This window comes from Kitasatospora sp. NPDC088861 (assembly GCF_044750105.1).
Classification (GTDB): domain Bacteria; phylum Actinomycetota; class Actinomycetes; order Streptomycetales; family Streptomycetaceae; genus Kitasatospora.
In genome coordinates this window covers 87,479-113,805 of the sequence record NZ_JBIVJF010000011.1, presented here as the reverse complement: position 1 = coordinate 113,805, position 26,327 = coordinate 87,479, and the positions used below count along the sequence as shown (strand labels likewise).

20 protein-coding genes and 4 riboswitches are annotated in these 26,327 nt (G+C 74.2%); of the genes, 14 read left to right on the top strand and 6 right to left on the bottom strand.

Features of this window, described 5'->3' with window-relative positions:
- Window position 1: 1 nt before the first annotated feature.
- The 6 genes from ACIP37_RS20255 to ACIP37_RS20230 all read left to right on the top strand — a co-directional run bounded on the left by ACIP37_RS20255 (window position 2) and on the right by ACIP37_RS20230 (window position 5,781).
- Complete coding sequence (locus ACIP37_RS20255) at window positions 2-1,141, top strand: acyl-CoA dehydrogenase family protein (RefSeq protein WP_363583478.1); 1,140 nt, start codon at window positions 2-4, stop codon at window positions 1,139-1,141.
- Window positions 1,141-2,214 carry an enoyl-CoA hydratase/isomerase family protein gene (locus ACIP37_RS20250; RefSeq protein ID WP_400808302.1) on the top strand — a complete coding sequence of 358 codons (1,074 nt, stop codon included), beginning with the start codon at window positions 1,141-1,143 and terminating at the stop codon, window positions 2,212-2,214. The genes ACIP37_RS20255 and ACIP37_RS20250 overlap by 1 nt, the downstream gene beginning before the upstream one ends.
- Window positions 2,211-3,128: a 3-hydroxyisobutyrate dehydrogenase gene (mmsB, locus tag ACIP37_RS20245; protein ID WP_400808299.1), complete on the top strand. Its 918-nt coding sequence runs from the start codon at window positions 2,211-2,213 to the stop codon at window positions 3,126-3,128. The genes ACIP37_RS20250 and mmsB overlap by 4 nt, the downstream gene beginning before the upstream one ends.
- The gene (locus ACIP37_RS20240) at window positions 3,125-3,901 is read left to right on the top strand and encodes an enoyl-CoA hydratase (protein ID WP_400808296.1); all 777 of its coding nucleotides are present in this window, start codon (window positions 3,125-3,127) and stop codon (window positions 3,899-3,901) included. Before mmsB ends, ACIP37_RS20240 begins: the two co-directional genes overlap by 4 nt.
- 86 nt (window positions 3,902-3,987) lie before the next feature.
- Window positions 3,988-4,109: riboswitch (cobalamin riboswitch) on the top strand.
- A gap of 99 nt (window positions 4,110-4,208) precedes the next feature.
- Window positions 4,209-5,282 carry a peptidase gene (locus tag ACIP37_RS20235; protein ID WP_400808293.1) on the top strand — a complete coding sequence of 358 codons (1,074 nt, stop codon included), beginning with the start codon at window positions 4,209-4,211 and terminating at the stop codon, window positions 5,280-5,282.
- A 19-nt stretch (window positions 5,283-5,301) separates the two neighbouring features.
- The gene (locus tag ACIP37_RS20230; protein ID WP_400808291.1) at window positions 5,302-5,781 is read left to right on the top strand and encodes a flagellar hook-length control protein FliK; all 480 of its coding nucleotides are present in this window, start codon (window positions 5,302-5,304) and stop codon (window positions 5,779-5,781) included.
- Between the two features lie 179 nt (window positions 5,782-5,960).
- Here ACIP37_RS20230 and ACIP37_RS20225 read toward each other — a convergent pair whose 3' ends face one another.
- Together ACIP37_RS20225 and ACIP37_RS20220 are read right to left on the bottom strand one after the other, a co-directional pair.
- Entirely contained in the window at window positions 5,961-6,356 is a 396-nt protein-coding gene (locus tag ACIP37_RS20225; RefSeq protein ID WP_400808288.1) for a hypothetical protein, read from the bottom strand.
- 315 nt (window positions 6,357-6,671) lie between these two features.
- Window positions 6,672-8,099: a hypothetical protein gene (locus ACIP37_RS20220; RefSeq protein ID WP_400808285.1), complete on the bottom strand. Its 1,428-nt coding sequence runs from the start codon at window positions 8,097-8,099 to the stop codon at window positions 6,672-6,674.
- A 133-nt stretch (window positions 8,100-8,232) separates the two neighbouring features.
- Window positions 8,233-8,309: riboswitch (cobalamin riboswitch) on the bottom strand.
- A 77-nt stretch (window positions 8,310-8,386) separates the two neighbouring features.
- Window positions 8,387-8,530, top strand: a riboswitch (cobalamin riboswitch).
- 104 nt (window positions 8,531-8,634) lie between these two features.
- Between ACIP37_RS20220 and ACIP37_RS20215 the strand changes: the two genes are divergently transcribed.
- The 6 genes from ACIP37_RS20215 to metE all read left to right on the top strand — a co-directional run bounded on the left by ACIP37_RS20215 (window position 8,635) and on the right by metE (window position 19,320).
- Window positions 8,635-11,619: a prenyltransferase/squalene oxidase repeat-containing protein gene (locus tag ACIP37_RS20215; protein ID WP_400808282.1), complete on the top strand. Its 2,985-nt coding sequence runs from the start codon at window positions 8,635-8,637 to the stop codon at window positions 11,617-11,619.
- Window positions 11,616-12,806, top strand: a complete 1,191-nt coding sequence (locus ACIP37_RS20210) for a hypothetical protein (protein WP_363583494.1) — start codon at window positions 11,616-11,618, stop codon at window positions 12,804-12,806. The genes ACIP37_RS20215 and ACIP37_RS20210 overlap by 4 nt, the downstream gene beginning before the upstream one ends.
- Window positions 12,807-12,816: 10 nt before the next feature.
- Window positions 12,817-14,052, top strand: a complete 1,236-nt coding sequence (locus tag ACIP37_RS20205) for a CbiQ family ECF transporter T component (RefSeq protein WP_400808278.1) — start codon at window positions 12,817-12,819, stop codon at window positions 14,050-14,052.
- Window positions 14,049-15,722, top strand: a complete 1,674-nt coding sequence (locus ACIP37_RS20200; RefSeq protein ID WP_400808275.1) for an ABC transporter ATP-binding protein — start codon at window positions 14,049-14,051, stop codon at window positions 15,720-15,722. The genes ACIP37_RS20205 and ACIP37_RS20200 overlap by 4 nt, the downstream gene beginning before the upstream one ends.
- A complete protein-coding gene (locus ACIP37_RS20195; protein ID WP_400808272.1) occupies window positions 15,719-16,588 on the top strand; it encodes an ECF transporter S component in 870 nt (289 codons plus the stop codon). The genes ACIP37_RS20200 and ACIP37_RS20195 overlap by 4 nt, the downstream gene beginning before the upstream one ends.
- Window positions 16,589-16,617: 29 nt before the next feature.
- Window positions 16,618-16,840: riboswitch (cobalamin riboswitch) on the top strand.
- Window positions 16,841-17,004: 164 nt separating this feature from the next.
- Window positions 17,005-19,320, top strand: coding sequence for a 5-methyltetrahydropteroyltriglutamate--homocysteine S-methyltransferase (gene metE, locus ACIP37_RS20190; protein WP_363583502.1), 2,316 nt, complete (start codon window positions 17,005-17,007; stop codon window positions 19,318-19,320).
- A gap of 105 nt (window positions 19,321-19,425) precedes the next feature.
- Here the strand turns inward: metE and metF are convergent, their stop codons facing one another.
- A complete protein-coding gene (metF, locus tag ACIP37_RS20185; RefSeq protein ID WP_400808269.1) occupies window positions 19,426-20,343 on the bottom strand; it encodes a methylenetetrahydrofolate reductase [NAD(P)H] in 918 nt (305 codons plus the stop codon).
- Between the two features lie 114 nt (window positions 20,344-20,457).
- Here metF and folP point away from each other — a divergent pair, with 114 nt between their 5' ends.
- Both folP and ACIP37_RS20175 read left to right on the top strand, forming a co-directional pair.
- Entirely contained in the window at window positions 20,458-21,318 is an 861-nt protein-coding gene (gene folP, locus ACIP37_RS20180; RefSeq protein WP_400808266.1) for a dihydropteroate synthase, read from the top strand.
- Between the two features lie 17 nt (window positions 21,319-21,335).
- Complete coding sequence (locus ACIP37_RS20175) at window positions 21,336-22,802, top strand: short-chain fatty acyl-CoA regulator family protein (protein WP_400808264.1); 1,467 nt, start codon at window positions 21,336-21,338, stop codon at window positions 22,800-22,802.
- On the opposite strand, the gene ACIP37_RS20170 is transcribed toward ACIP37_RS20175, so the two are convergent.
- Genes ACIP37_RS20170 through ACIP37_RS20160 form a run of 3 tightly spaced genes read right to left on the bottom strand, consistent with a single transcriptional unit; the run spans window position 22,748 to window position 26,327 of the window.
- On the bottom strand, window positions 22,748-23,896 hold the full coding sequence (locus ACIP37_RS20170; RefSeq protein ID WP_400808260.1) for a bifunctional 2-methylcitrate synthase/citrate synthase: 1,149 nt from the start codon (window positions 23,894-23,896) through the stop codon (window positions 22,748-22,750). The genes ACIP37_RS20175 and ACIP37_RS20170 overlap by 55 nt on opposite strands.
- A 20-nt stretch (window positions 23,897-23,916) precedes the next feature.
- Window positions 23,917-24,822, bottom strand: a complete 906-nt coding sequence (gene prpB, locus ACIP37_RS20165; protein WP_400808257.1) for a methylisocitrate lyase — start codon at window positions 24,820-24,822, stop codon at window positions 23,917-23,919.
- A complete protein-coding gene (locus tag ACIP37_RS20160) occupies window positions 24,822-26,327 on the bottom strand; it encodes an MmgE/PrpD family protein (protein WP_400808255.1) in 1,506 nt (501 codons plus the stop codon). The genes prpB and ACIP37_RS20160 overlap by 1 nt, the downstream gene beginning before the upstream one ends.

Genomic DNA, 26,327 nt, shown 5'->3' with positions numbered 1-26,327 from the left:
CGTGCACGACCTCACAGAGGACCAGCTCGCCATCGCGGCGACCACCCGGGCCTTCGCCCGCGAACACCTGGCGCCGAACGCGGTCGCGTGGGACCAGGCCAAGCACTTCCCGGTGGACGTGCTGCGCAAGGCGGCGGACGTCGGCCTGGCCGGTGTCTACGTCCGCGAGGAGTCCGGCGGCTCCGGACTCACCCGCGCCGACGGCGTGCTCGTGTTCGAGGCGCTGGCCACCGGCTGCCCGTCCATCGCCGCCTACCTGTCCATCCACAACATGGTCGCCTGGATGATCGACCGTTACGGCGACGACGCCCAGCGCGCCCGGTGGCTGCCGGGCCTCAGCGCCATGGCGACCCCCGCCAGCTACTGCCTCACCGAGCCCGGCGCGGGCTCGGACGCGGCGGCACTGACCACCCGGGCCCGCCGGGACGGGGACCACTGGGTCCTCGACGGCGTCAAGCAGTTCATCTCGGGCGCCGGCGTCTCCCGGGTCTACCTGGTGATGGCCCGCACCGGCGGACCGGGGGCCGGCGGGGTGTCCGCGTTCGTCGTCGAACGCGACGACGCCGGCGTCTCGTTCGGTCCCGACGAGAAGAAGATGGGGTGGAACGCCCAGCCCACCCGCCAGGTGCTCCTGGACGGCGTCCGGCTCCCGGCCGACCGCCTCCTCGGAGCCGAGGGCGAGGGCTTCCGGATCGCCATGAACGGGCTGAACGGAGGCCGGCTCGGCATCGCCGCCTGCTCCCTCGGCGGAGCGCAGGACGCTCTGGAGCGGGCCACCGGCTATCTGGCGGACCGCGAGGCGTTCGGCGCCCGGCTCCTGCACGCCCAGGCGCTGCAGTTCCGGCTCGCCGACATGGCCACGGAGCTGGAGGCGGCCAGGTCGCTGCTCTGGCGGGCCGCCTCGGCCCTGGACCGGGGGGACCCCAGGGCGCCGGAGCTGTGCGCGATGGCCAAGCGGCACGCCACCGACACCGGCTTCGAGGTCGCCAACCAGGCGCTCCAACTGCACGGCGGCTACGGCTACCTGGCCGAGTACGGCATCGAGAAGATCGTCCGCGACCTGCGGGTGCACCAGATCCTGGAAGGAACCAACGAGATCATGCGCGTCATCGTCGCCCGCGGCCTGATCGGGGCCGCGTGATGGCCGGGACCGACCTCGACGAGGTCCTGGTCCACCGCGAGGGCCGGGCGGGCCTGATCGTCCTCAACCGCCCCGCAGCCCTGAACGCCCTCACCCACGGCATGGTGCGGAGGATCTCCGAAGCGCTGGACGCGTGGGAGGAGGACGAGCGGGTCGCAACCGTGGTCATCACCGGCGCCGGTGAGCGGGCCTTCTGCGCCGGCGGCGACATCGTCGCCATCCACCGCGCCGCCACCGGCGCGGCCCCGGGCGCCGTCGAGGAGTTCTGGCGCGACGAGTACCGCCTCAACGCCCGCATCGCCCGCTACCCCAAGCCCTACGTCGCGCTCATGAGCGGCATCGTGATGGGCGGCGGGGTCGGGGTCTCCGCCCACGGCAGCGTCCGGATCGTCACCGAGACCACGCGCATCGCCATGCCCGAGGCCGGCATCGGCTTCGTCCCGGACGTGGGCGGCACCTACCTGCTCGCCCTCGCGCCCGGCGAGTCGGGTACCCACCTCGCCTTGACCGCGGGCTCCGTCGGCGCCGCGGACGCGCTGCTCTGCGGCCTCGCCGACCACTTCGTCCCGGCCGAGCGGCTGCCCGCGCTGCTGGACGACCTGGCCGAACTCCCCGTGCACGACGCCCTCGAACGGAACGTCGGGCCCGCACCGGCCGGCGTGCTGGACGGCCGGCGGGCGTGGATCGACCGCTGCTACGGGGCCGGCACCGTGGAGGAGATCCTCGACCGCCTGCGGGACAGCGGCGAACCGGAGGCCAAGGAGGCCGCGGACCGGATCGCCGCCAACTCGCCCGCCGCCGTGAAGGCCACCCTGGCGGCGCTGCGCCGGGCCCGTACCCTCGGCCCGCTGGAGGCCGTCCTCGACCAGGAGTACCGGACCTCCTGCGCGGCGCTCTCCACACCGGACCTGGCCGAGGGGATCCGCGCCCAGGTGATCGACAAGGACCGTTCCCCGCGGTGGAACCCGTCGACGCTGAGCGCCGTCGAGCCCGCCGCGGTGGCCCGCTACTTCGCCCCGCTCGGCGACCGGGAACTCGGCCTGGCCCCCACCACACCCCTGGAGCGCTGGTGACCCGCCGCAACGGAGTCAACGGATTCAACGGAGTCATCGGATTCATCGGCCTCGGCAACATGGGCGGCCCGATGGCCGCCAACCTCGCCGAGGCCGGGCACACCGTGACCGGCTACGACCTGGCACCCGAGGCGCTGCGGCGGGCGGAGGAGGGCGGCGTCCGTCCGGCGCGGTCCGCGACCGAGGCGGTGCGGGAGGCCGACGTCGTCATCAGCATGCTGCCGGCCGGCCGGCACGTGCTGGCCGCCTACGCGGACCTGCTGCCCGCCGCCCGCCCGGGAACGCTCTTCGTCGACTGCTCCACGATCGACGTCGCGGACGCCCGGGCGGCGCACGACCTGGCCGTGACCGCCGGGCACCGGGCAGTGGACGCGCCGGTCTCCGGCGGGGTGGTCGGTGCCACGGCCGCGAGCCTCACCTTCATGGTCGGAGCCGCCGAGCCGGACTTCGAGGCGGCCCGACCGGTGCTGGAGGCGATGGGCCGCAAGGTCGTGCACTGCGGATCCCCCGGAGCGGGGCAGGCCGCGAAGATCTGCAACAACATGATCCTGGGCATCTCGATGATCGCGGTCAGCGAGGCCTTCGTGCTCGGAGAGAGCCTCGGGCTCAGCCACCAGGCCCTCTACGACGTCGCCTCGACCGCCTCCGGCCAGTGCTGGGCGCTCACCACCAACTGCCCCGTCCCCGGGCCGGTGCCGACCAGCCCGGCCAACCGCGACTACGCGGCCGGGTTCGCCGCCGCCCTGATGGCCAAGGACCTCGGACTCGCCGCCGGGGCCGCCGACGCCGCGGGCCTGCCCACGGACCTCGGACGCAGGGCGGCACAGCTGTACGCGGACTTCGCTCAGGCCGACGGGGGCGCCGGCCTGGACTTCTCGGCGATCATCACCACCCTGCGGGAGGACGGCAAGTGACCGGCTACGAGACGATCCTGGTCGAGCGCAAGGGCCGGGTGGGGCTGATCACGCTCGACCGGCCCAAGGTGCTGAACGCGCTCAACACCCTGCTGATGAACGAAGTCGTGCAGGCGGCAACGGAGTTCGACCGTGACCCGGAGATCGGCGCGCTGGTGATCACCGGCTCCGAGAAGGCCTTCGCGGCCGGCGCCGACATCAAGGAGATGCAGTCGCTCGACTTCGTCGACGCCTACCTCGGCGACTGGTTCGCCGCCTGGGACCGCTTCGCCGCGCTGCGCAAGCCGGTGGTGGCGGCGGTGGCGGGCTACGCGCTGGGCGGCGGCTGCGAGCTGGCGATGCTGTGCGACGTCCTCCTGGCGGCGGACACCGCGAAGTTCGGGCAGCCGGAGATCAAGCTCGGCGTGATCCCCGGCATCGGCGGCTCGCAGCGGCTGACCCGGGCGGTCGGCAAGGCGAAGGCGATGGAACTCTGTCTGACCGGCCGGATGATGGGCGCCGAGGAGGCCGAGCGGGCCGGCCTGGTCTCCCGCATCGTCCCGGCGGGCCAACTGCAGGCCGAGGCCCTGGCGGTGGCCGAGACGATCGCGGCGATGTCCACCCCGGCGGCCGTCATGCTCAAGGAGAGCGTCAACCGCTCGTACGAGACCACGCTCGCCGAGGGCGTCCGCTTCGAACGGCGACTGTTCCACGCCACGTTCGCCACGGCGGACCAGAAGGAGGGCATGGCGGCCTTCGCCGAGAAGCGCCCACCGGAGTTCCTTCACCGCTGACGGTCCGAGCGGTTCGCGGCGCGATGTGGCGCGATGCGGCGGACGATCCCTTGACCGGGACTTCTCCGTCTCGCCATGATGGGCCGTCATGTTGTGACTCCGCCGCTGGGGGAAGTCCGGTTCGAATCCGGCGCTGACCCGCAACGGTAGGCCGCCGATCCGATGTCGGCGGCGAGCCCGAGTACCCGGCGGCGGAGGTGTGTCGTCCCCTCCTCCCGTCGTGGTCTGCGGGCCGGAGCTCCGAGGGCTGCCCGGCTTGTTGCCGCCGTCCTCCGGGCCCCTGCGTGCGGGCCCGGAAAGGCCCACCGTGTCCTCGTTCCGACGCCCCCTGCGCCTCTTCGCGATACCCGCGCTCGCCCTCGCCACCGTCCTCCCGGCGGCCGCTGCCGCCCACGCGGCACCTGCCGCCGCGACTTCGTCCCCGACGGTCCGCCCCGACGCCGCCGCGGGCGGCTGGCTCGCCCGCCAACTCGTCGACGGCGACCACTTCGAGTCCGTCTTCAACGGGACCGCCTACCCCGACCAGGGCCTGACCATCGACGCCGTGCTGGCCTTCGCCGCCTCGCACAGCTCCGACCAGGCCGCCACGAAGGCCACCGCCTGGCTGGCCAAGCCCGAGGTCATCAGCGGCTACCTCGGCGACGGCACCACCGAGGCCTACGCGGGCGCGACCGCCAAGCTGCTGCTCGCCGTCGAGGTGCGCGGCGGGAACCCGACGGCCTTCGGCGGCGTCGACCTGCCGGCCCGCCTGCGCTCGCTCCAGACCGCCGAGGGCCGGTTCTCCGACCGCTCGCAGTGGGGCGACTACAGCAACGCCTTCGGCCAGTCCCTGGCCGTGATCGCCCTGCACCGCACGGCCGGTGGGGCCCCGGCGACGGCCGTCGACTTCCTCGCCAACAGCCAGTGCGCGGACGGCGGGTACCCGGTCGCCTTCGGCCAGGCCACCTGCGCCAGCGACCCGGACGCCACCGCGCTCGCCGCCCAGGCCCTCGCCGCGACCGGCCGCACCGCCAAGGCCGACGCCGGACTCGGCTGGCTGACTGCCCACCAGAACGCCGACGGCGGCTTCTCGGCCGCCGGGGCCGCCGCGTCCAACGCCAACACCACCGGCCTCGCCACGCAGGCGCTGCTGGCCGGCGGACGCTTCGGGGCCGGCCTCAAGGGCTGGAGCAGCCTGGTCAAGCTCCAGCAGGGCTGCGCCACGGACCCGGGCGTGCGCGGGGCGGTCGCCTACGACGCGACCGGCTTCAACCCGGCCACCGGCGCCCGGGCCACGGCGCAGGCCGTCCTCGGCCTCGCGGGCACCCCGCTGGCCACCCTCTCCGCCGCCGGTGCCCGCCCGGACGCGCCCGTGCCGGCCTGCCCGGCGACCACCCGCTGACCCCGCGAGGAGAGCTCCGATGACCGACACCATGGCGCCCGCGCGCCCGGCCCGCCGCACCCTCGGGTCGATCGCCGCCGCCGCTGCCCTCACCGCCGGACTGCTCGGCGCCTCCGTCGTCCAGGCCCCGCAGGCGCGGGCCGCCGCCTGCGACGGCACCACCGGCGTCACCGTCGTGGTCGACTTCACCGCCGTCGGCGGTGGCATCCAGACCGGCTGCGCACCCGGCGACCCGGCCAGCGGCCTGGCCGCGCTGACCGGCGCCGGGTTCGCGTACACCTTCCACCCGCGCTACCCGGGCTTCGTCTGCACCATCAACGCCCTGCCGACGACCTGCGCCAACCCCACCGGCAGCGCCTACTGGTCGTACTGGCACGCCCAGCACGGCGGCCCCTGGTCGTACAGCAACCTCGGCGCGGGCAGCTACAACCCGGCGCCCGGCGACGTCGAGGGCTGGTCCTTCGGCGCCGGCGCCCAGCCGGGCGTCACCGCGCCCTGACCTCCGGAGACACCCCGGTGCCCCGGCCCCTCCGGAAGGGGGGCCGGGGCACCGGCGGTTCAGAGTTCAGACGGTGCGGGACGTTCGGCGCCGCCGGGCGAGCTGTTCGGTCAGCAGCTGTGCGAGCGGCCCCGCGCGCCGGGGTCGGTGCGCGGGGCCGCTGTGGGTCATCGGGTGGTTCAGCAGTGGGGCAGGCCGGGCACGTTGTGGAACATCGCCGCGCCGTCCACGTAGGGTGCGAACGTCCAGGAGGACCCCGAGGGGGTGACCACACCGTACTGGTACACCCACGTGGTGTGGTACCAGACGTCGCCGTCATTGCCGACGTTCCCGCCGGCCACCCAACAGTCCGCCCAGGCCGAGTCGCCCGGCGCGAGGGTGATGTTGTTGTACTTGCCGGACCCCGCGTCGGCGGCGGTGTAGACGCCCGCGGAGTGGCTGGTGCTCAGCCGGACCCACTGCGGGGAGGAACCGATGTTGGACGGGTTCGGGTCGGCGGACGCCAGCGACGTCACGCCGACGACGGATGCCCCGGCCAGAGCGAGTGCGGCGAGCGCCTTGATCGAACGGGTCATGATGTGATTCCCCGATTCCTCCCGGCCCTCCTGTAGGGCTGGTCGGTGATGAGCAAACCGCACCTCGACCGCGCAGTCCAGGCTGCAAACCGGCCAGGTCCCGTTCCCCAGAAGTCCCCCAGGCGGACCGCGAGTTGGGGGACCGTCGGGTCGCGAAGAGGGTGGCCTGGGGCGCCGGCGTCGGGTGGTGCGGGCTCGGCCCGCCGGTGGGCCCGGTGGAGGCCGCTCCGTGCACCGGAGAGCTGACGGCAGGTCAGTTCGTCGCTTTCGTGGCTTGGCTCGTACCCGGCGTCCAGGACGGCCAGGGTCTCCGGATCAGTTGCCGTAGCGGAGCGAGACGGTGTCGCCGAGGTGGACGGTGGTGGCCCGGGTGGCGCCGGTGGCGGTGGTGCCGTCCAGGCTGACCTGCCAGGTGGAGGAGCCGCTGTTGGCCGTGCCGTTGATCGCGGTGACGGTGTCGCCGCCGGTGGACGGGGCGACCGAGGTGACGCAGCCGCTCGGGGCGGCGCCGGCGGCCGCGTCGAGGACGTCGCCGAGGGTCGCGGTGGTGCCGGTCGGGGTGAGGGTGGCGGCGCAGACCTTGAGCGCGCCGGTGCCGTCGTCGATGACCAGCGCGAGCTTGGCGGCGGTGCCGGGGACGAAGGCGGTGGCGGCGGCCCAGGCGGGCTCGCCGGTGGTGGTCGGGGTCGGCGGGGTGGCGGTGAAGCCGGCGCCGGCGACGGCGCGCAGGCCGTCGACGGAGGCGTAGGGGGAGGGGGTGGTGTCGGTGGGCAGGTACTTGAAGCCGCCGCCGGGCTTGAACTGCTGGGCGATCAGGAAGTCGACGGGGCTCTTGCCGGTGCCGCTGGTGAAGTCGGTGCCCTGGGGGTTGATGCCGCAGGCGTTGAGGCCGGAGACGGCCCAGCCGTTGGAGTCGGTGTTGACGCCGAACACGGCGTTGAAGGCGCCGGAGGCGGTGAGCTTGCCTTTGAGGAAGTTCTTGGCGGCGACGATCGCCGGGTCGGTGGCGGGGACGCCCCCGGCGCAGAGCGAGGCCATGGCGGCGCCGGTCATGTCGATGTCGCTGCCCTGGGCGAGGGCGTTCGGGTCGCCCGCGGCCTTGCTGAAGTTCCAGCCGCCGTCGTTGTGCTGGTTGGCGCGCACCGCCGTGACGGAGGTGTCGAGCAGCGGCTGCGGGACGCGAGGGCTGCCGGCCTGGGTCTTGGCGCCCGCGAGGGCTAGGAGGCCGAAGACGGTGCCGTTGAAGTTGGCGGACGGGCCGTAGTAGCCGGGTTCGGCGGTCTGCCAGTAGGCGGCGAGGTCGGCGACGAGGTTGCGGCCCGGGCCGACCCGGGCGGGGTCGATGCCGGCGGCGTAGGCGTTGAGGATGCCGCGCTCGTAGTCCGTGACGACCGGCGAGGCGCTCGGCCAGCCGGGGGCGGCGAGCTGGCCGCGGTAGACCAGGCGGGCGTTCTTGGTGGGGTCGCCGCCGGGGGTGACGTCCGCGGCGGCCGTGCCGGCGGCCGCGAGTGCGCTGAACGCCCACTCGTTGGAGAGCCCGCCGCCGGTGGCGTAGCTGCCGTCGGCGGCCTGGAGCGACTTCAGGTAGGTGACGCCGGTGCTCTTCGAGGTGGCTATCTGGGTCGGGCTGGCCGTCGCGTGGGCGGGGACGGCGGAGAGCAGGAGCGAGCCGGCCGTCAGGGCGACGGTGACGGCGGAGGCGGCGCGGGCAGGGGTGGTCCGCGAGGGGGCGAGGAGGGACACGGGACAGGCTCCTTGGGGTGGCGGACGCCGACCCTGCCCCGGAGTTCCGGCGTCCGTTCGAGGGCGCGCGACGGCCGGAGCGGTCGCCGCCCGGATCGCGTGGGCCGGCTTTCGCCATGGTGCGTGGCCGGGCGGGCATCCGGGCTCGGGGCAGCACGATCGCCACCCCACACCGCTGCGCGTCAGCCCCGGATTCGCACCGGGTTCCCCCGCTCGGCCACCGCGGACGCTACCGCACGGCGCACCGGCCGACGAGGTGATGTGATCGACATGACGGACCGTTGACTCCCGTTCGGCCGTCGTGGTCTGATGAACCGATTTTTTGCCCTCGGCATTCAGGGGAAGCCGGTCCAACTCCGGCGCTGACCCGCAACCGTGGACCCACCTGTGGTGGGTGAGCCGGAATGCCTGGACCGGGGGCCCTGTTCACAGAGCACTTGCGTCGTCGCGGACTACGACGCGGTCCGGACGGTCCCTGCCCAGGAGACCGTGGGCTGCGCCGTTGCGCCCTGCGTCGACCGACCAGGGAGTCGTCGTGAGGGTCAGCAGCAGTCGCACACGTCACAGGAACCGGGACCTCGCCTCCTTGGTGGTCGCCGGTGCTGTCGCGGTCGCCGCCTGCGGAAGCGTCCTGTTCGGGCGCCCCGGCACTGCGGCCGCCGACCCGATCGAGCAGTGCACGGCGACGACGGGCGCGATCGTCGCCGTCGACTTCACCCACTGGGGCGGCGGCGTCGTCCGGGGCTGCGACGCCCGCCCCACGACCGGGATGAACCTGCTGCACGCCGCCGGCTTCACCACCGCCGGAACCGAGCACGACGGACCCGCCTTCATCTGCCGACTCGGAACCGGGACCTTCAACAGCGGCACCCAGTACCCGACGCCGGCCGAGGAACCCTGCGTCAACACCCCGCAGGCCACCGCGTACTGGTCGTACTGGATCGCCGAACCCGGCCAACAGGCCTGGTCCTACAGCCGGTTCGGCGCCGGGACGCAGAAGCCCAAGCCCGGCGAGGTCGAGGCCTGGGTGTACGGCGGCACCGACATCGGCGGCACCAGCGGGGCACCGGGCTTCACGCCGGACTCCGTCCGGGCGAAGAGCGGTGGTTCGCCGGCTTCGCCGTCCGCCTCGCCGTCGCCCTCGGCGACCCTGACCCCGACTCCGACCTCGACCCCGACTCCGACCGGGCCGTCCGCCGCCGGTGACCCGGCGGCCGCCGCGGCCTGGCTGGCCCGCCAACTCGTCGGCGGCGACCACATGGAGAACTGGGCCGTCGAGGGGCCGGACTACCCCCGGACCGCCCTCACCGCCATCGCCCTCGCCGCCGCCGGCACGCAGGACCCGGCGCTGCGCAGGACGGTCGCCTTCCTCTCCGCTCACACCGACGCCTTCCTCCACCCCGACGGACCGGCCGGCCGGCCCGATGCGAGGGCCGCCGCACTGCTGGCCCTCGTCGCCGAGAGCACCGGTGGCGATCCCCGGGCCTTCGGCGGCCGGGACCTGATCGCCGCGCTCACCGGCCATGTCTGCACGGCGGCGGGGGAGAACGGCAAGTGCACCGCCGCCGGGGACTTCCTCGGCGCGGCCTCGCCCTGGGTTCAGTCCCTCGGCGTCATCGCCCTCCAGCGCGCCGGCGTCACGCCACCCGCCCCGGCGCTCGCCCGCTTCACGGCGCTCCAGTGCGCCGACGGCGGGGTGGCCGGATCGATGATCGTCGCTGGCGACCACTGCGAGTCCGACCCGCTCACCACCGGCCTCGCGGTCCTCGCCCTGCGTACGGCGCCCGGGTACGAGACGGCCGCGAGGAAGGCTTCGGACCAGCTCGCGGCCGGACAGCAGGCCGACGGATCCCTCCTCCCGTACCTCGGCGCCCCCGGCGACACCATCAGCACCGCGAGCGCGGCCCAGGCGTTCAAGGCCACCGGACAGGACACCCGCCGGGCCGCCGCCACGGCCTGGCTCGCCGCCCGGCAGGGCACGGACGGCGGCTTCGGCCCCGACGCGTCGACCACCGACCCGGACCCGGCGGCCACCGAGCAGGCGATCCTGGCCCTGACCGGCACCGACCTCACCAGCGTCCGACACAACCCGGACGCCACCACCCCGCCGACGACACCCGCCAGCACGCCGCCGACCTCGCCCGCGACCACGCCGCCTGCCGGGAGAGCCCCCGACGCCGCCAAGGGCAGCGCCTACCTCACCGACCCGTCCCGCCTGATCAACGGCCGCTACTACGAGGGCTTCCCGGCCTTCGCCGACTTCGGCCTCACCATCGACGGCGCCTACGCCCTCGCGGCCACCGGCACCGACGACGCCGCGCTGCGCAGGATCGTCGACTTCCTGGACCAGCCGGGCAAGGACGCCGGCGAGCGCACCGTCAACGACTGGACCGGCATCGGCACCGAGTACGCAGGCGGCGGCTCGATCGGAAAGGAGGCGCTGCTCGCCGAGGTGGTCGGCCGCAACCCGCGCGCCTTCGGCGGCCACGACCTGATCGCCGCCCTGGCCGCCCTCGTGTGTATCAAGGCCGACCAGAACACCGGCTGCGCGGCGCCCGGCAACTACACCTACGCGACCTCGGTGTTCTCCCAGGCGCTCGGCATCATGGCCCAGCTCCGGGCCGGGGACTCGACGAACGCGGCTCCCGCGATCGCCTACCTGAAGGGCCTCCAGCACCAGGACGGCTCGTGGCCGAGCCTGATCCCCGCCACCGGTGACTCCGACGTGGACAGCACGGCGATGGCCGTCATGGCCCTCGCCCTCGTGCCGGGCGACGAAGCCGCGCGGGCCGTCGACCAGGGCCTCGGCTGGCTCGCCGCGCGGCAGCTGCCCGACGGCGGCTTCCCGGGAGCGGCCGGCGACTCGACCAACTCGGCCGCGCTCGCCATCCAGGGCATGACACTGCGCCAGTCCACGTACGGCGCCCAGATCGCCAAGGCGCGCGACTTCCTGTCGGGCCAGCAGAACGGCGACGGCGGGTTCAACGTGGCCTCCGCCGGGCAGCCGGGATCGGACGTCCGCGCGTCCACGCAGGTGCTCGGCGGTGCCACCGGGATCTCGTTCGGCACGCTGTTCCGGGAGCTCGGGGGAACGTCGACGCCGACGCCCACTCCGACTTCCACCGGGACGGCGACCCCGACGGCGACCCCGACGGGTTCGCCGACCAGCACCCCGACCGGCACGCCCACGGGCACACCGACCGGCACACCTACGAACATTCCCACGAACACGCCGGGCCCGACGGGCTTGCCCGCCACGGCTGGGCCCTCGGACACCGCCGCTCCCTCGACCGGCGACGGTTCGGCCACCTGGTCGGCCGGCGGCATCGACGCCCCGGCCGATGGCAGGGGCGCGCCCGCCGGTGGCGTGGCGGCGCAGACCGGCTCCGGCAGCCTGGCCGGGACCGGAACCCAGGCCCTGACGCTGACGGCGGGTGCGGGCGTGCTGACCGCGCTCGGCGCGGCGGCCGTCCTCGTCGCCCGGCGCCGCACCGCGGCCGCCCCGGGGCGTCACCGGTGAGCCGGGGACTCGGCGGTCGGCTCGGCCGGCTGTCCGGGGCGGCGGCCCTGACCTTCGCCCTCGCGTTCGGTGGCGTCGCCGTGGGCACCGCCCCGGCGTCCGCGGCGCCGCTGCCGATCGACCAGTGCACCACCGCCTCCGGCGTGGTGCTCGCCGTGGACTTCAGCAAGTGGGGCGGCCCGCTGCTGCGTTCCTGCGGGACCACCCCGACCACCGGCTTCACCCTGCTCAACCAGGGCGGCTGGAAGACCACCGGGACCGGCCACGACGGTCCGGCGTTCATCTGCCGGATCGGCTACAGCGGCTTCCAGGGCGGTAAGCAGTTCCCGGCCCCGGACCAGGAGAAGTGCGTCCTGACGCCCCCGGCCACGGCCTACTGGTCGTACTGGCACGCCGATCCGGGCCAGAACGAGTGGTCCTACAGCCAGCTCGGCGCGATGAGCTACCAGCCGAAGCCCGGCAGCGTCGACCTCTGGATCTTCGGTGGCACCAACGTCGAGGGCACCGAGGGGCGGCCGGGCTTCTCGCCGGACAGCGTTCGCGCCCACAACTCCAGCCCCGGCGGGCAGCCCGCCGACCCCGGTCAGGGCACCACGGGCGGCTCCGGCGATTCCAGCGTCTCCGGCGGCGGGTCGACGGGTGCCACGGGTACGACCGGCGGCAGCGGCAGCGGCACCGGTTCGAGCGACGGAACCGGCGGAACCGGCGGAACCGGCGGCACCGGCGGTACCGGAAACGCAAGCGGAACCGGCAGCACCGGCACCGCCGGTGGCACCGGATCGGGCCGGGCCCCGGCCCCCGCCAAGCCCCCGGCGGGCGGAGCCCGTCCGCCCGCGCCCGCCACTACCCCGGGGCCCGGCGCCGCCGCCACCCCCGAGGACGGCATCACTCCGCCCGGAGCGCCCGAGCCGACGCCCGTGCCCGCCACACCGGTGCCGGTCGAGCCGTCCACCGCGCCGCCGACGGACACCCCGAGCGATCAGCCGACCCCGCAGACGGTCGAGGCCGCGGCCGCGCCGACGTCGACCTCCGCCGTGCCCGGCGGCGTGGTGGACGCCAATCCGGTGGCCGACGCCCCGCACGACTCCGGGTCGATGGCCCCCGCCGTCATCGCGACCGCCCTCGTGGGGGCGCTGGGCGCGGCCACCGTGGTCGTCGCGCGACGGCGCCGCCGCCGGGCCGAGTGATCCGGTGACCATGCCCGACAAACCCGACGCCGGCCCCCCGAAGCCCACCCCGAAGCCGAAGCCCACCCCCGGACGGGACGCCGGGAGCCGGCGCAGCCCCCGGAACCTGCACCCGCTGGCCTGGTGGACCTGGGCGCTCGCCCTGGCGACGGCGGCCAGCCGCACCACCAACCCGCTGCTGCTCCTGCTCGTCCTCGCCGTGCTCGGCTACGTGGTCACCGCCCGCCGGACCGAGGCCCCGTGGGCGCGCGGGTTCACCTACTACCTGTGGCTGGCTCTGACCGTGGTGGCGATCCGGGTGGTGTTCCGGTGCGTCTTCGCCACCGGCATCACCCCGCACGACCACCTGCTCTTCTCGCTCCCGCACCTGCCCACCCCCGCCTGGTACGCGGGCATCCAGATCGGCGGGCCGGTCTCCCTGGAGGCGACCCTCTCCGCCGCCTTCGACGGGCTGCGCCTGGCCTGCCTGATCTGCTGCATCGGCGCCGCCAACACCCTCGCCAACCCCAAGCGCGCCCTGCGCGTCCTGCCCAGCGCCCTGTACGAGCTGGGCGTCGCCGTGACGGTGTCGCTCAGCGTCGCCCCGCAGCTGGTGCAGAGCGTCCAACGCGTCGCCCGGGCACGGCGGTTGCGCGCCGGGCAGCGGAAGGGCATCCGCGCGCTGCGCGGCATCGTCGTCCCGGTGCTGGAGGACGCGCTGGAGCGTTCGCTGCACCTGGCCGCCGCGATGGACTCGCGCGGCTACGGCCGCTCCGGCACCGCGACCCGCCGCTCCCGCCGCATCACCGGCGCCCTGATGCTGCTCGGCATGTGCGGCCTGTGCGCCGGGGTGTACGGGCTCCTGGACGGAACCGCCCCCGCTGCCCTGGGACTTCCCGCCTTCCTCGCGGGCGCCCTGCTCTGCGTGGCGGGGCTGATCCTCGGCGGCCGGCGCGTACGGCGCACCACCTACCGGCCGGACCGCTGGCGGGCCGCCGAGTGGGGCGTCGCGGGCTGCGGGGTGACCGCCGCCGTCCTGCTGTTCGCCACCGTCGGCTACGCCGCCACCGATCTCAACCCCTCGCTCTACCCGCTCAGTTGGCCGAGCCTGCCGCTCGTCCCGGTGCTCGCCCTGCTGCTGGCCGGCGCCGCCGGGGTCATCGCGCCTCCGCCCGGACGTACCCCGGAGCCCGGACGTACCCCGGAGCCCGCCGCCGGGACCCGCCGCACCGGCGCCGACCGCACGACCCCCGAGGTGAGCACGTGATCCGATTCGACCAGGTCGGCGTGGTGTACGACGGCGAGACCGCCCCCGTCCTGCGCGACGTCGACCTGCACATCCCGGAGGGCGAGCTCTGCCTGGTGGTCGGCCGCACCGGCGTCGGCAAGTCGACCCTGCTCGGCGCCGTCAACGGCCTCGTGCCGCACTTCACCGGCGGCACCCTGCGCGGCCGGGTGACCGTGGACGGCCGGGACACCGCGCACCACCCCCCTCGCGAACTGGCCGACGTGGTCGGCGTGGTGGGGCAGGACCCGCTGGCCGGCTTCACCACCGACACGGTGGAGGAGGAACTGGCCTACGTCATGGAGCAGTTGGCCGTCCCGCCGGAGGTGATGCGCAAGCGTGTCGAGGAGACCCTCGACCTGCTCGGCCTCGCCGACCTGCGCCACCGCGCCCTGCACGATCTCTCTGGCGGCCAGCAACAGCGCGTCGCCATCGGCTCGGTGCTCACCGCGCACCCGCGCGTCCTGGTCCTGGACGAACCGACCTCGGCGCTCGACCCGACCGCCGCCGAGGAGGTGCTCGCGGCCATCACCCGTCTGGTCCACGACCTCGGCGTCACCGTCCTGCTCGCCGAACACCGCCTGGAGCGGGTCGTCCAGTACGCCGACCGCGTCGCCTACCTGCCCGGCGACGGCACGGTCGTGCACGGGCCGCCCGCCGAGGTCTTCCGGCGCACCGCGATCGCGCCGCCGGTCGTCGACCTCGGGCGGCTGGCCGGGTGGCGGCCGCTGCCGCTCTCCGTCCGGGACGCCCGGCGCGCCGCCGCCCCGCTGCGGGAGCGGCTGAACGACGTGCCCGTTCCTCCGCCGCGCCGGGCAGCGGTGGCGGGGGAACGGGTGCTGGACGCCCGAGGGGTGGTCGTCCGGTACGGGCCGGTGGCCGCCGTCCGGGAGGTCGGGCTGGACCTGCGGGCCGGTGAGGTCACGGCGCTGATGGGGCGCAACGGCTCGGGCAAGTCCTCGCTCCTGTGGGCCCTCCAGGGCTCGGGCCCGCGACAGGGCGGCAGCGTGCAGGTCCTCGGAGCCGACGGCGGGCCGGCCGCGGACCCCAAGCGGCTCTCCGCGACCAGGGCCCGGCAGCTCGTCGGGCTCGTCCCGCAGACCCCGACCGACCTGCTGTACCTGGAGACGGTCGCCCAGGAACTCGCCCAGAGCGACCTGGAGGCCCGCCGCGCAGCCGGCTCGACCGTCGCCGGCCCGACCACAGCCGGCCCGACCGCGAGGCAGATCCTCGACCGGCTCGCCCCCGGGATCCCCGACGGCACCCACCCCCGGGACCTCTCCGAGGGCCAGAAGCTGGCCCTGGTCCTGGCGATCCAACTGGCCGCCGCGCCACGGGTGGTGCTGCTGGACGAACCCACCCGAGGGCTCGACTACCACGGGAAGGAAGCGCTCACCGGCATCGTGGACGCCCTCGCCGCCGAAGGCCGTACGGTCGTCGTCTCCACCCACGACGTCGAGTTCGTCGCCGCCGCCGCCGACCGGGTGGTGGTGATGGCCGAGGGCGAGATCGTCGCCGACGGCCCCACCGCCGAGGTCATCGTCGCCTCGCCCACCTTCGCCCCCCAGACCGCCAAGATCCTCGCCCCGCTGCCCTACCTGACCACCCGACAGGTCGCCGCCGCCCTCGCGCCCGCGCAGGCCGCCCGGTGAGCGCCGTCCGGATCCCCGGCCGGGCCCGCGTCGTCGCGGCCCTGGCCGCCTTCATCGGCCTGGTCGCCTTCACCTGGCCGTTCGTCGTCGCCCCCGGAAAGTTCGGCTCCTCCTACGCCCCGCCGCTGATCTTCGGCGCCCTGCTGGCCCTGGTGCTCGCCGTCGTCATCGCGGAGATCGCGGCCGGCGGCATCGACGCCAAGGCCCTCGCCATGCTCGGCGTCCTGTCCGCCGTCAACGCCGGGCTGCGCCCGCTCGGCGCCGGCACCGCAGGAGTGGAGACGGTCTTCTTCGTCCTCGTCCTGGCCGGCCGGGTCTTCGGCCCGGGCTTCGGCTTCACCCTCGGCTGCACCTCGCTGTTCGCCTCCGCGCTGCTCACCGGCGGCGTCGGCCCCTGGATGCCGTACCAGATGTTCGGCTGCGCGTTCGTCGGCATGCTCGCCGGGCTCCTGCCGAGAACCCGGCGGCGGCGCTGGGAGGTCCCGATGCTGGCCGCGTACGGGGCGTTCTCCGGGTACCTCTTCGGCTTCCTCCTCAACCTCTCCTTCTGGCCGTTCTCCACCGACCCGAACAGTTCCATCGCCTACCTGCCGGGGCTGCCCTTCACCGAGCAGTGGCACCGCTACCTGCTCTTCGACCTCGCCACCTCGCTCGGCTGGGACACCGGCCGTGCCGTCACCACCTTCACCGCCGTGCTCGTCGTCGGCCCGGCCGTCCTCACCGTCTTCCGCCGCGCGGCCCGCCGCGCCAACTTCGAGCCCATGGTGCGCTTCGAGGCCCCGGACGGTCGACGAGTCACCGCGAACGACACCGCCATCGGCTCCGCGAGCGGCGAGGGAGTCTCACCATGCGGACGGCTTCCGTGAATTCCGCGTCGGCCCCGGCGGTTTGCCCCTAAGCTGGCGACGCAGCTGGTTCGTCCTGCCCGCCAGGCAGGACGTCGCAAGAGGGAACCCGGTGGGAATCCGGGACTGCCCCGCAGCGGTGAGTGGGAACGACCGCCGTCATACGCACTGGACCCGGGACGGGTCTGGGAAGCGATGGCCAGTAGGTACCGGACGCCAACAGGCCCGGTGCGCCCACGAGTCCGAAGACCTGCCCGTTGCCCGCCCGCGGACCGTTCCGCGTGCGGATATCCCGGTGACCTCGTGGGCGGGTCGGCGACCATACCAGGCGGGTCCGGCACGCGCATCGACGTGAGCCGCCGCCCGGTTCGTCATCCCTTCGCGCTCTCGTCCCGTCCCCGGGCACTTGAGGAGCCAGACTCGCGAAGGAGAGTCCCTTGACCACGAAGTCCGCAGCCGCGGCAACCAGGGCCACCGTGTACGGCTACCCCCGGCAGGGCCAGGGCCGGGAGCTGAAGAAGGCCATCGAGGGCTACTGGAAGGGCACGGTCACCGCCGACGCCCTGCGGGAGACGGCGGTCGGCCTGCGCCGGGAGAACTGGGCGCAGCTCGCCCAGGCCGGGGCCTCGGAAGTGCCCACCGGCGACTTCTCGCTCTACGACCACGTACTGGACACCACGGTCGCCGTCGGCGCGATCCCGGCCCGCCACCGGGCGGCCGTCGAGGCGGACGCGCTGGACGGCTACTTCGCCATGGCGCGCGGCACCCAGGAGGTCGCGCCGCTGGAGATGACCAAGTGGTTCGACACCAACTACCACTACCTGGTGCCCGAACTCGGCCCGGACACCGTCTTCACCGCGAACCCGGCCAAGGCCGTCGGGGAGTTTCGGGAGGCGCTGGCGCTCGGCCACACCGCACGCCCCGTGCTGGTCGGCCCCCTCACCTACCTGCTGCTCGCCAAGCCCGCCCCCGGTGTCGCCGAGGACTTCCAGCCGATCACCCTGCTGGACCGGCTGCTGCCCGTCTACGCGCAGCTGCTGGCGGACCTGAAGGCGGCCGGCGCCGAGTGGGTGCAGCTGGACGAGCCCGCGCTGGTGCAGGACCGCACCCCGGCCGAGCTGAACGCCGCCGCCCGCGCCTACCGTGAGCTGGGCGGCCTTGCGGACCGTCCGAAGCTGCTGGTCGCGAGCTACTTCGACCGCCTGGGTGAGGCCCTGCCGGTGCTGGCCAAGGCCCCGGTCGAGGGCCTGGCGCTGGACTTCACGGGGCCCGCCGCGGCGAACCTGGACGATCTGGCCGCCGTCGGCGGGCTGCCCGGCAAGCGGCTGGTCGCCGGGGTGGTCGACGGGCGCAACATCTGGATCAACGACCTGGAGAAGTCGCTGGCCACCCTGGCGACCCTGCTGGGCCTCGCCGAGCGGGTCGACGTCGCGCCGTCCTGCTCCCTCCTGCACGTGCCGTTGGACGCCGCCGCCGAACGCGACGTCGACCCGCAGATCCTGCGCTGGCTCGCCTTCGCCAAGCAGAAGGCCAGGGAGGTGGCGCTGCTGGCCCGGGGCCTGCGCGAGGGCACGGGGGCGATCGCCGCCGACCTGGCCGCCAACCGCGCCGACCTCGCCTCGCGCGCCAACTCGCCGATCACCCACGACCCGGCGGTGCGCGCCCGTACCGCCGCCGTCACCGCCGACGACGCCCGCCGCGCCCAGGCCTACCCGCAGCGGGCCGAGGCCCAGCGCGCCCGGCTCGGCCTGCCACTGCTGCCGACCACCACCATCGGCTCGTTCCCGCAGACCTCCGAACTGCGGGTCGCGCGGGCCGATCTCACGGCGGGCCGGATCGACGCCCCGGCCTACCGCGAGCGCATCGAGGCGGAGGTCCGGGAGGTCATCGCCTTCCAGGAGAAGGCCGGACTGGACGTCCTGGTGCACGGCGAGCCCGAGCGCAACGACATGGTCCAGTACTTCGCCGAACAGCTCACCGGCTACCTCGCCACCCGGCACGGCTGGGTGCAGTCCTACGGCACCCGGTACGTGCGCCCGCCGGTCCTGGCCGGGGACATCTCCCGCCCGCACCCGATGACCGTCGATTGGTTCGGCTACGCGCAGGGCCTGACCGACCGCCCGGTCAAGGGCATGCTCACCGGCCCCGTCACGATGCTCGCCTGGTCCTTCGTCCGCGACGACCAGCCGCTCGGCGACACCGCCCGCCAGGTCGCCCTCGCCCTGCGCGACGAGGTCACCGACCTGGAGGCCGCCGGCGCGGCCGTCGTCCAGGTCGACGAGCCGGCCCTGCGCGAGACCCTGCCGCTGCGCGCCGCCGACCGCCCGGCGTACCTGGCGTGGGCGACCGAGTCCTTCCGCCTCGCCACCTCCGGGGTGCGGGCCGACACCCAGGTCCACACCCACATGTGCTACGCCGAGTTCGGCGCGATCATGACGGCGATCGACGAACTCGACGCGGACGTCATCTCGCTGGAGGCCACCCGCTCGCACATGGAGGTCGCCGGCGAACTCGCCGGGGCCGGCTACCCGCGCGAGGTCGGCCCGGGCGTCTGGGACATCCACTCCCCGCGCGTCCCGAGCACCGACGAGGCCATCGCCCTGCTGCGCGCGGGCCTCGCGGCCATCCCCGCCGAGCGGCTCTGGGTCAACCCCGACTGCGGCCTGAAGACCCGCGGCTGGACGGAGACCCGCGCCTCGCTCGACAGCCTCGTCGGCGCCGCCCGCCACCTGCGCGCGGAGCTCGCCGGCTGACCCCCCGGTGACGCGACCCGGCCGGGCCCCGCACGCCGTGCGGCGCCCGGCCGGGTCGGCCCGGGACCGTCCCCGGGCCGGGCCGCAACGGCGGCCCGGCCCGTTTCACCCGGACCCGGGAAGCCCGAGGTTCTGGTAGATCTCCGTCGTCACCGTGGAGAAGTTCATGGTCATGAAATGCAGCCCGGGAACTCCCTCGGAGAGCAGGCGCCGGCACATTCCGGTGGCCTGATCGATACCGATCGACCGGACGGCCTTCGGGTTGTCCTGGTGCTTCAGCATGCTCTCGGAGAGATCATCGGGAATGGCGGCAGTGGTCAGTGTCGGAATCCTCCGAAGCGACCGGATACTGGTCACCGGCATGATCTCCGGAATGACCGGAACGGTGCAGCCGGCCGATTCCAGTCGATCCCGGAAACGGAGGTAGCTGTCCACGTCGAAGAACATCTGGGTGATGGCGTAGTCGGCTCCCGCCCGGCACTTCTCGATGAAGTGCCTGATCTCGGAATCCCAGTCGGGGGACCTCGGGTGCAGGTCCGGGAACGCGGCCACGCCGACGCAGAAGTCGCCGGACTCCTTGATCAGCCGCACCAGGTCGGCGGCGTACTCCACTCCGTCGGGGTGGCGGTGCCAGGTGCCCAGCGGATCGCCCGGCGGGTCGCCGCGCAGCGCCAGGATGTTGCGAACTCCCTGGTCAGCGTAGTGGCCGAGGATGTTCCGCAGTTCGGCGACGCTGTGGCCGACTGCGGTCAGGTGGGCGGTCGGCGTGAGGGTGGTCTCCTGCGCGATGCGGCCGGTGACGTTCACCGTCCGCTCCCGTGTCGACCCGCCGGCACCGTAGGTCACGGAGACGAAGGTGGGGGACAGCGCTTCCAGGCGCCGGATCGCATTCCACAGGCCGACCTCCGCTTCGGCGCTCCGGGGCGGCATGAATTCGAAGGAATAGGAAAGCCTGCCGGTCGCGAGGAGTTCGCGGACGGAGGTCGCCCGATCCGTGCGCGTGGAGGGAATTCCGAGTGTCATGGCAGGAGGTTAACCAGCCGGGCTCGCGGTAGTCCTCAGGTGTCCACTCTGTGATACGAATTCTCTCGGTGGTACGAGTTGGGAGACGGGTGGGGCGGGCGGCACAATGGGCGCATGAAAAGACCTTCGCAGGTATTGTCGGGACTGCCCGGATGGGATCGGTGCGCGGTGATGGGAGTCGTGAACGTGACCCCCGACTCGTTCTCGGACGGCGGCCGCTGGCTGGACCCGGGGCGCGCGGTGGACCGTGGACTGCTGCTGGCCGAGCAGGGCGCGGACATCGTGGACGTCGGCGGGGAGTCGACCCGGCCGGGAGCGACCAGGGTGTCCGAGGAGGAGGAACTGCGCCGGGTCCTGCCGGTGGTGCGCTCGCTCACCGACAAGGGCGTCCTGGTCAGCATCGACACGATGCGGGCCCGGGTCGCCGAAGCGGCGGTGGAGGCTGGCGCCCGGATCATCAACGACGTCAGCGGGGGCCGGGCCGACGCGGGCATGGCCCGCGCCGCGGCCAGGGCCGGAGTGCCCTTCGTCGTCATGCACTGGCGCGGGCAGTCCGCCCACATGGACGAACTGGCCGCGTACGAGGACGTCGCGGCCGAGGTGATCCGCGAGGTCGCACGGCAGATGGACACGGTGGTGTCGGCCGGGGTCGACCTCTCCCAGGTCATCGTGGATCCGGGCCTCGGCTTCGCCAAACGCCGGCAGGACGACTGGGCGCTGCTGGCGTCGCTGGACGCCTGGCGCGTACTGGGGCGCCCGCTCCTGGTGGCGGCCTCGCGCAAGCGCTTCCTGGGCGAGCTGCTGGCCGACCCGCGGACGGGCGAGGCCCGTCCGGCCCGTGAACGCGACGCGGCCACCGCGGCGGCCAGCGTCCTGGCCGCCGCGCAGGGCGCCTGGGCGGTGCGGGTACACGAGGTCCGTGACACCGCCGACGCCGTCCGGGTCGAGGCCGCGATCCGAACCAACCGGGTCTGAGAGAGGAAGTACGCGCCATGCCACGTCCGACCGGGCGGAAGATCTACGCCCACGCCAAGCTGCGCCGACTGCGCCGCGAGCACGGCATGAACCAGGTCGAGCTGGCGCGCGAGCTCGGCATCTCGACCAGCTACCTCAACCAGATCGAGCACAGCCAGCGCCCGCTGACCGCCGCCGTGCTGCTGCGGATCGCCGAGGTGCTCGGGGTCGACCCGGAGTTCTTCTCCGAGGCCGAGGAGGAACGCCTCGGCACCGACCTGCGCACCGCGCTCGCGGACGAGGCCTGTGGCGGAGCCGTGCCGACGGAGGAGATCGCGGAGGTGAGCCGGAACCACCCGGAGGTGGCACGGGCCCTGGTCGCGCTGCACCGCGGCTACCGCGAGGCGCTCGCGCGGGTCGTCGACCTCGGTGAGCCCGGCACCGGGGCGGGCATCCGCCCGGCCGAACCCCATGACGAGGTCAGGGACTTCTTCTACACCCATCACAACCACATCGCCGCCCTGGACGAGGCGGCGGAGCGGACCGCGCGGTGCCTGGCGACGACGACCGCGGGCCGCACCGCCGCCGCGCTGGCCGCCCGCCTCGGCGAGCGGCACGGGGTGCGGCTGCTGGACGCCGACCACCTGCGGCCCGGCGACCTGCGGCGCTACGACCCGGCGGCCGGCACGCTGCGGCTCTCACCGTGGCTGGCCGACGGCCGGCGTGCCTTCCAACTCGCCACCCAACTGGCCCTGCTGGAGCACCGGCCGCTGCTCGACACGCTCGTGGCGGCGGCCGGGCCCGGCCTCACCTCACCCCAGGCCGCCGACCTGGCCAGGATCGGCCTGGCCAACTACTTCGCCGGCGCCCTGCTGATGCCGTACACCGCCTTCCACACGGCCGCCGAGGAGCTTCGGTACGACATCGAGCTGCTCCAGGCCCGCTTCGGGGTCGGGTTCGAGACGGTCTGCCACCGGCTGAGCACCCTCCAGCGTCCGGGCCGACGCGGCGTCCCGTTCTCCTTCCTGCGCGCCGACCGGGCGGGCAACATCTCCAAGCGCCAGTCCGCGACCGACTTCCACTTCTCCCGCCTCGGCGGCACCTGCCCGCTCTGGACGGTCTACGAGGCCTTCTCCGCGCCCGGCCGGATCCTCACCCAGGTCGCCGAGATGCCGGACGGGAAGCGCTACTTCTGGATCGCCCGCACCGTCTCCCACGGCGGCTTCGGGCACCGCGCACCGCGCAGCGAGTTCGCCGTCGCGCTCGGCTGCGAGCTGCGCCACGCCCACCGCCTCGTCTACGCCGAGGGCGTCGCGCTCGACGCTCCGGGAGCGGCGACCCCGATCGGGCTGGGCTGCCGGATCTGCGAGCGCCGCGACTGCGTCCAGCGCGCCCGCCCGCCGGCGGGCGGGCGCCTGGCGGTCGAGCCGGACCGCCGCAGCCGCGTTCCCTACGCCGTGCTCGGTGACAGCCCCGGCACCGGGCGCTGGCCGGGGCCGTCGTAGCAGGCGAGCGGGCGGATCAGGGAGTTGTGGGCGAGCTGTTCGGTGATGTGGGCGGTCCAGCCGGTGATGCGGCTCATCACGAAGACAGGTGTGAAGACGGGGGTGTCGAAGCCCATCAGGTGGTAGGCGAGGCCGGCGGGGTAGTCGAGGTTGGGGTGGATGCCCTTGCGTTCCAGCATCGCCTCGCGCAGTGCGGCGTGCAGGGCGGCCAGCCGGGCCGTCCCGGGGTCGGCGCTGCGGGCCACCAGGGCGTCCAGGGCGGCCTGCATGATCGGGACGCGGGAGTCGCCGTGCTGGTAGACGCGGTGGCCGAAGCCCATGATCTTCCGCTTGGCGGCGAGTGCCTCGTCGAGCCACTGCGCGGCCCGGGCGGTGTCGCCGATCTCCTCCAGCATGTGCATCACGGCCTCGTTGGCGCCGCCGTGCAGGGGGCCCTTGAGTGCGCCGATCGCGGCGGTGACGGCGCTGTAGAGGTCGGAGAGGGTGGAGGTGACGACGCGGGCGGTGAAGGTGGAGGCGTTGAAGCTGTGCTCGGCGTACAGCACGAGGGAGATCTCGAAGCAGCGGACCACCTCCGGGGCGGGCACCGCGCCGAAGCACATGTGGAAGAAGTTCTCCGCGTAGCCGAGCCCGGGGTCCGGCGGGACGGGCGCCAGGCCCCGGCGGCGGCGCTGGTCGGCGGCGACGACGGTCGGCAGTTTCGCCAGCAGGGTGAGGGACTTGGCGAGGTGGGGCGCGGGGCGGCCGTCGTCCTCGGTGGGGTCCTCGGCGCCGAAGAAGCTGACGGCGGTGCGCAGCACGTCCATCGGGTGGCAGGTCTCGGGCAGCTTGGCGAGCAGTTCGGCGGTGGTGCGGTCGAGCGGGCGCAGGGCGGCCTCGAGGGCCCGGAACTCCCGCAGCTGTCCGGGGTCGGGCAGCTCGCCGTGCCACAGCAGGTAGGCGACCTCCTCGAAGGAGCGCTGGGCGGCGAGGTCCTGGACGGGGTAGCCGCGGTAGGTGAGGGAGTTGGTCTCCTGGATGACGGTGGAGATCCCGGTGGTGTCGACGACGACACCGGCGAGTCCGCGGTGGATCCCGGGTGCGGTGGTGGGCATGGCTGGTCTCCGATGCGGGGTCAGGCGCCGGGCGGGAGGGTGAAGTCGAAGACGGCCGAGTCGAAGGCCGCGTACTGCTCGTAGCCGAGGAGTTCGTACAGCCGGGAGCGGGTCTGCATGCGCGGCAGCAGCGACTCCTGGGTGCCCTCGGCGGCGAGGGTGCGCAGGCCGTCCTCCACCGCGCCCATGGCCAGGCGCAGCAGGGTGACGGGGTAGAGCGCGATCTCGTACCCGAGGTCCTGGAGGGTGCGGGCGTCGAGCAGCGGGGACTTGCCGAACTCGGTCATGTTGGCGAGCAGCGGGACGTCGACGGCCTTGCGGAAGGCCTCGAACTCGGCCTCGTCGGCGAGGGCTTCGGGGAAGATCGCGTCGGCTCCGGCGTCGACGTAGGCCTTGGCCCGGTCGATCGCCGCGCGCAGTCCCTCGACGGAGCGGGCGTCGGTGCGGGCCATCAGCAGGAAGTCGGGGTCGCGGCGGGCGTCGACGGCGGCCCGCAGGCGGCGGGTCATGTCCTCGCGGGGGACGACCGCCTTGCCGTCGAGGTGGCCGCAGCGCTTGGGGTTGACCTGGTCCTCCAGGTGCAGGCCGGCGAGGCCGGCGTCCTCCATCAGCTGGACGGTGCGGGCGGCGTTCATGGGTTCGCCGAAGCCGGTGTCGGCGTCGATCAGCACCGGGAGGTCGGTGACCCGGGTGGTCTGCTGGGCGCGGGCGGCGACCTCGGTGGCGGTGGTGAGGCCGATGTCGGGCAGGCCGAGGTCGGCGGCGAGGACGGCGCCGGAGAGGTAGGCGGCCTCGAAGCCGAGGTCCTGGATGAGCCGGGCGGAGAGCGGGTTGAGCGCGCCGGGCATCGTCAACAGCCGCCCGGTGGCGAGGCGTTCGCGCAGGGCGCGGCGGCGCTGGGCGGGGGTGGTGCGGGTGTGCAGCATCAGAACAGGCCCTTCGGGAGGAGCGCGTCGAACGCGCGCACGGTCTCGGTGTCGACGGCCGGGAACAGCTCGTCCAGGTCCGGGGCCTTCAGCTCGGCGAGGTCGGCGGCGGCTGCCAGGAAGCGGTCCTGGTCGGCGGGGGAGACGATGCCCTCGGCCAGGGTGCGGAACTTCCGCTGGTAGGCGGGGCGGTCGAAGGGGCGCGCGCCGGCCGGGTGGGCGTCGGCGACGGCCAGCTCGTCCTGGATCACCGTGCCGTCGTCCCGGGTGATCACCACACGCCCGCCGAAGGCCCGCCGGGCCGGGTCGGGGTCGTGGTAGCGGGCGGTCCACTCCGGGTCCTCGACCGTGGTGATCTTCTGCCAGAGCGCCACGGTCTCCGGGCGTTGGGCCCGTTCGGGGGCGTAGGAGCGCTCGTGGTGCCAGGCGCCGTCCTCCAGGGCGACGGCGAGGATGTACGGGATCGAGTGGTCGAGGGTCTCCCGGCTGGCGCGCGGGTCGTACTTCTGCGGGTCGCCCGAGCCGGAGCCGATGACGTGGTGGGTGTGGTGGCTGGTGTGCAGGACGACCGAGCGGACGCCGTCCAGCGGCCCGGTCCTCTCGCGCAGCCGCCGGGCCAGGTCGATGATCGCCTGGGCCTGGTACTCGGCGGAGTGCTCCTTGGTGTAGGTGTCCAGGATCGCCCGCCTCGGCTCGCCGGGCGCGGGCAGCGGCACGGTGTAGTCGGACTGCGGGCCGTCGAGCAGCCAGGCGAGGAAGCCGTCCTCACCCTCGTAGACGGGGGACGGGGAGGTCTCGCCGCGCATCGCCCGGTCCACCGCCTCGATCGCGGCCTTGCCGGCGAAGGCGGGGGCGAAGGCCTTCCAGCTGGAGATCTCGCCCTTGCGGGACTGCCGGGTGGCCGTGGTGGTGTGCACGGCCTGCTGCACCGCCTGGTACACCGTCTCGGTCGGCAGCCGCAGCAGCGCCCCGAGCCCGCAGGCGGTGGCCGCGCTCAGGTGCGCGACGTGGTCGATCCGGTGGGCGTGCAGGCAGATGCCCCGCACCAGTGCGACGTGGACCTCGTAGGCGGCGACGATGCCGCGCAGCAGGTCGGCCCCGCTGCGGCCGGTGTGCTGGGCGACGGCCAGCAGCGGCGGGATGTTGTCGCCGGGGTGGGAGTAGTCGGCGGCGAGGTAGGTGTCGTGGAAGTCCAGCTCGCGCACCGCCGTCCCGTTGGCCCAGGCCGCCCACTCCGGTGAGACCCGGGCCAGGCTGCCGAACACCCGGGCGCCCGGCGCGCCGCGGTGGGCGAGCGCCTGGGCGCGGGCCACCGTCACGGGCCGGCGCAGCAGCGACGCGACGGCCACCGCCGCGTTGTCGATCACCCGGTTGACGGCCATGTTCACGCTGGCCGGGTCCAGCTCCTCGGTGCCGGTCGCGACGGCGGCCAGCTTCCAGGCGAGCTGCTCCTCACGCGGCAGCCGGTCGGCACTGGGGTGGACGCGGACGTGGTGCTCGATCAC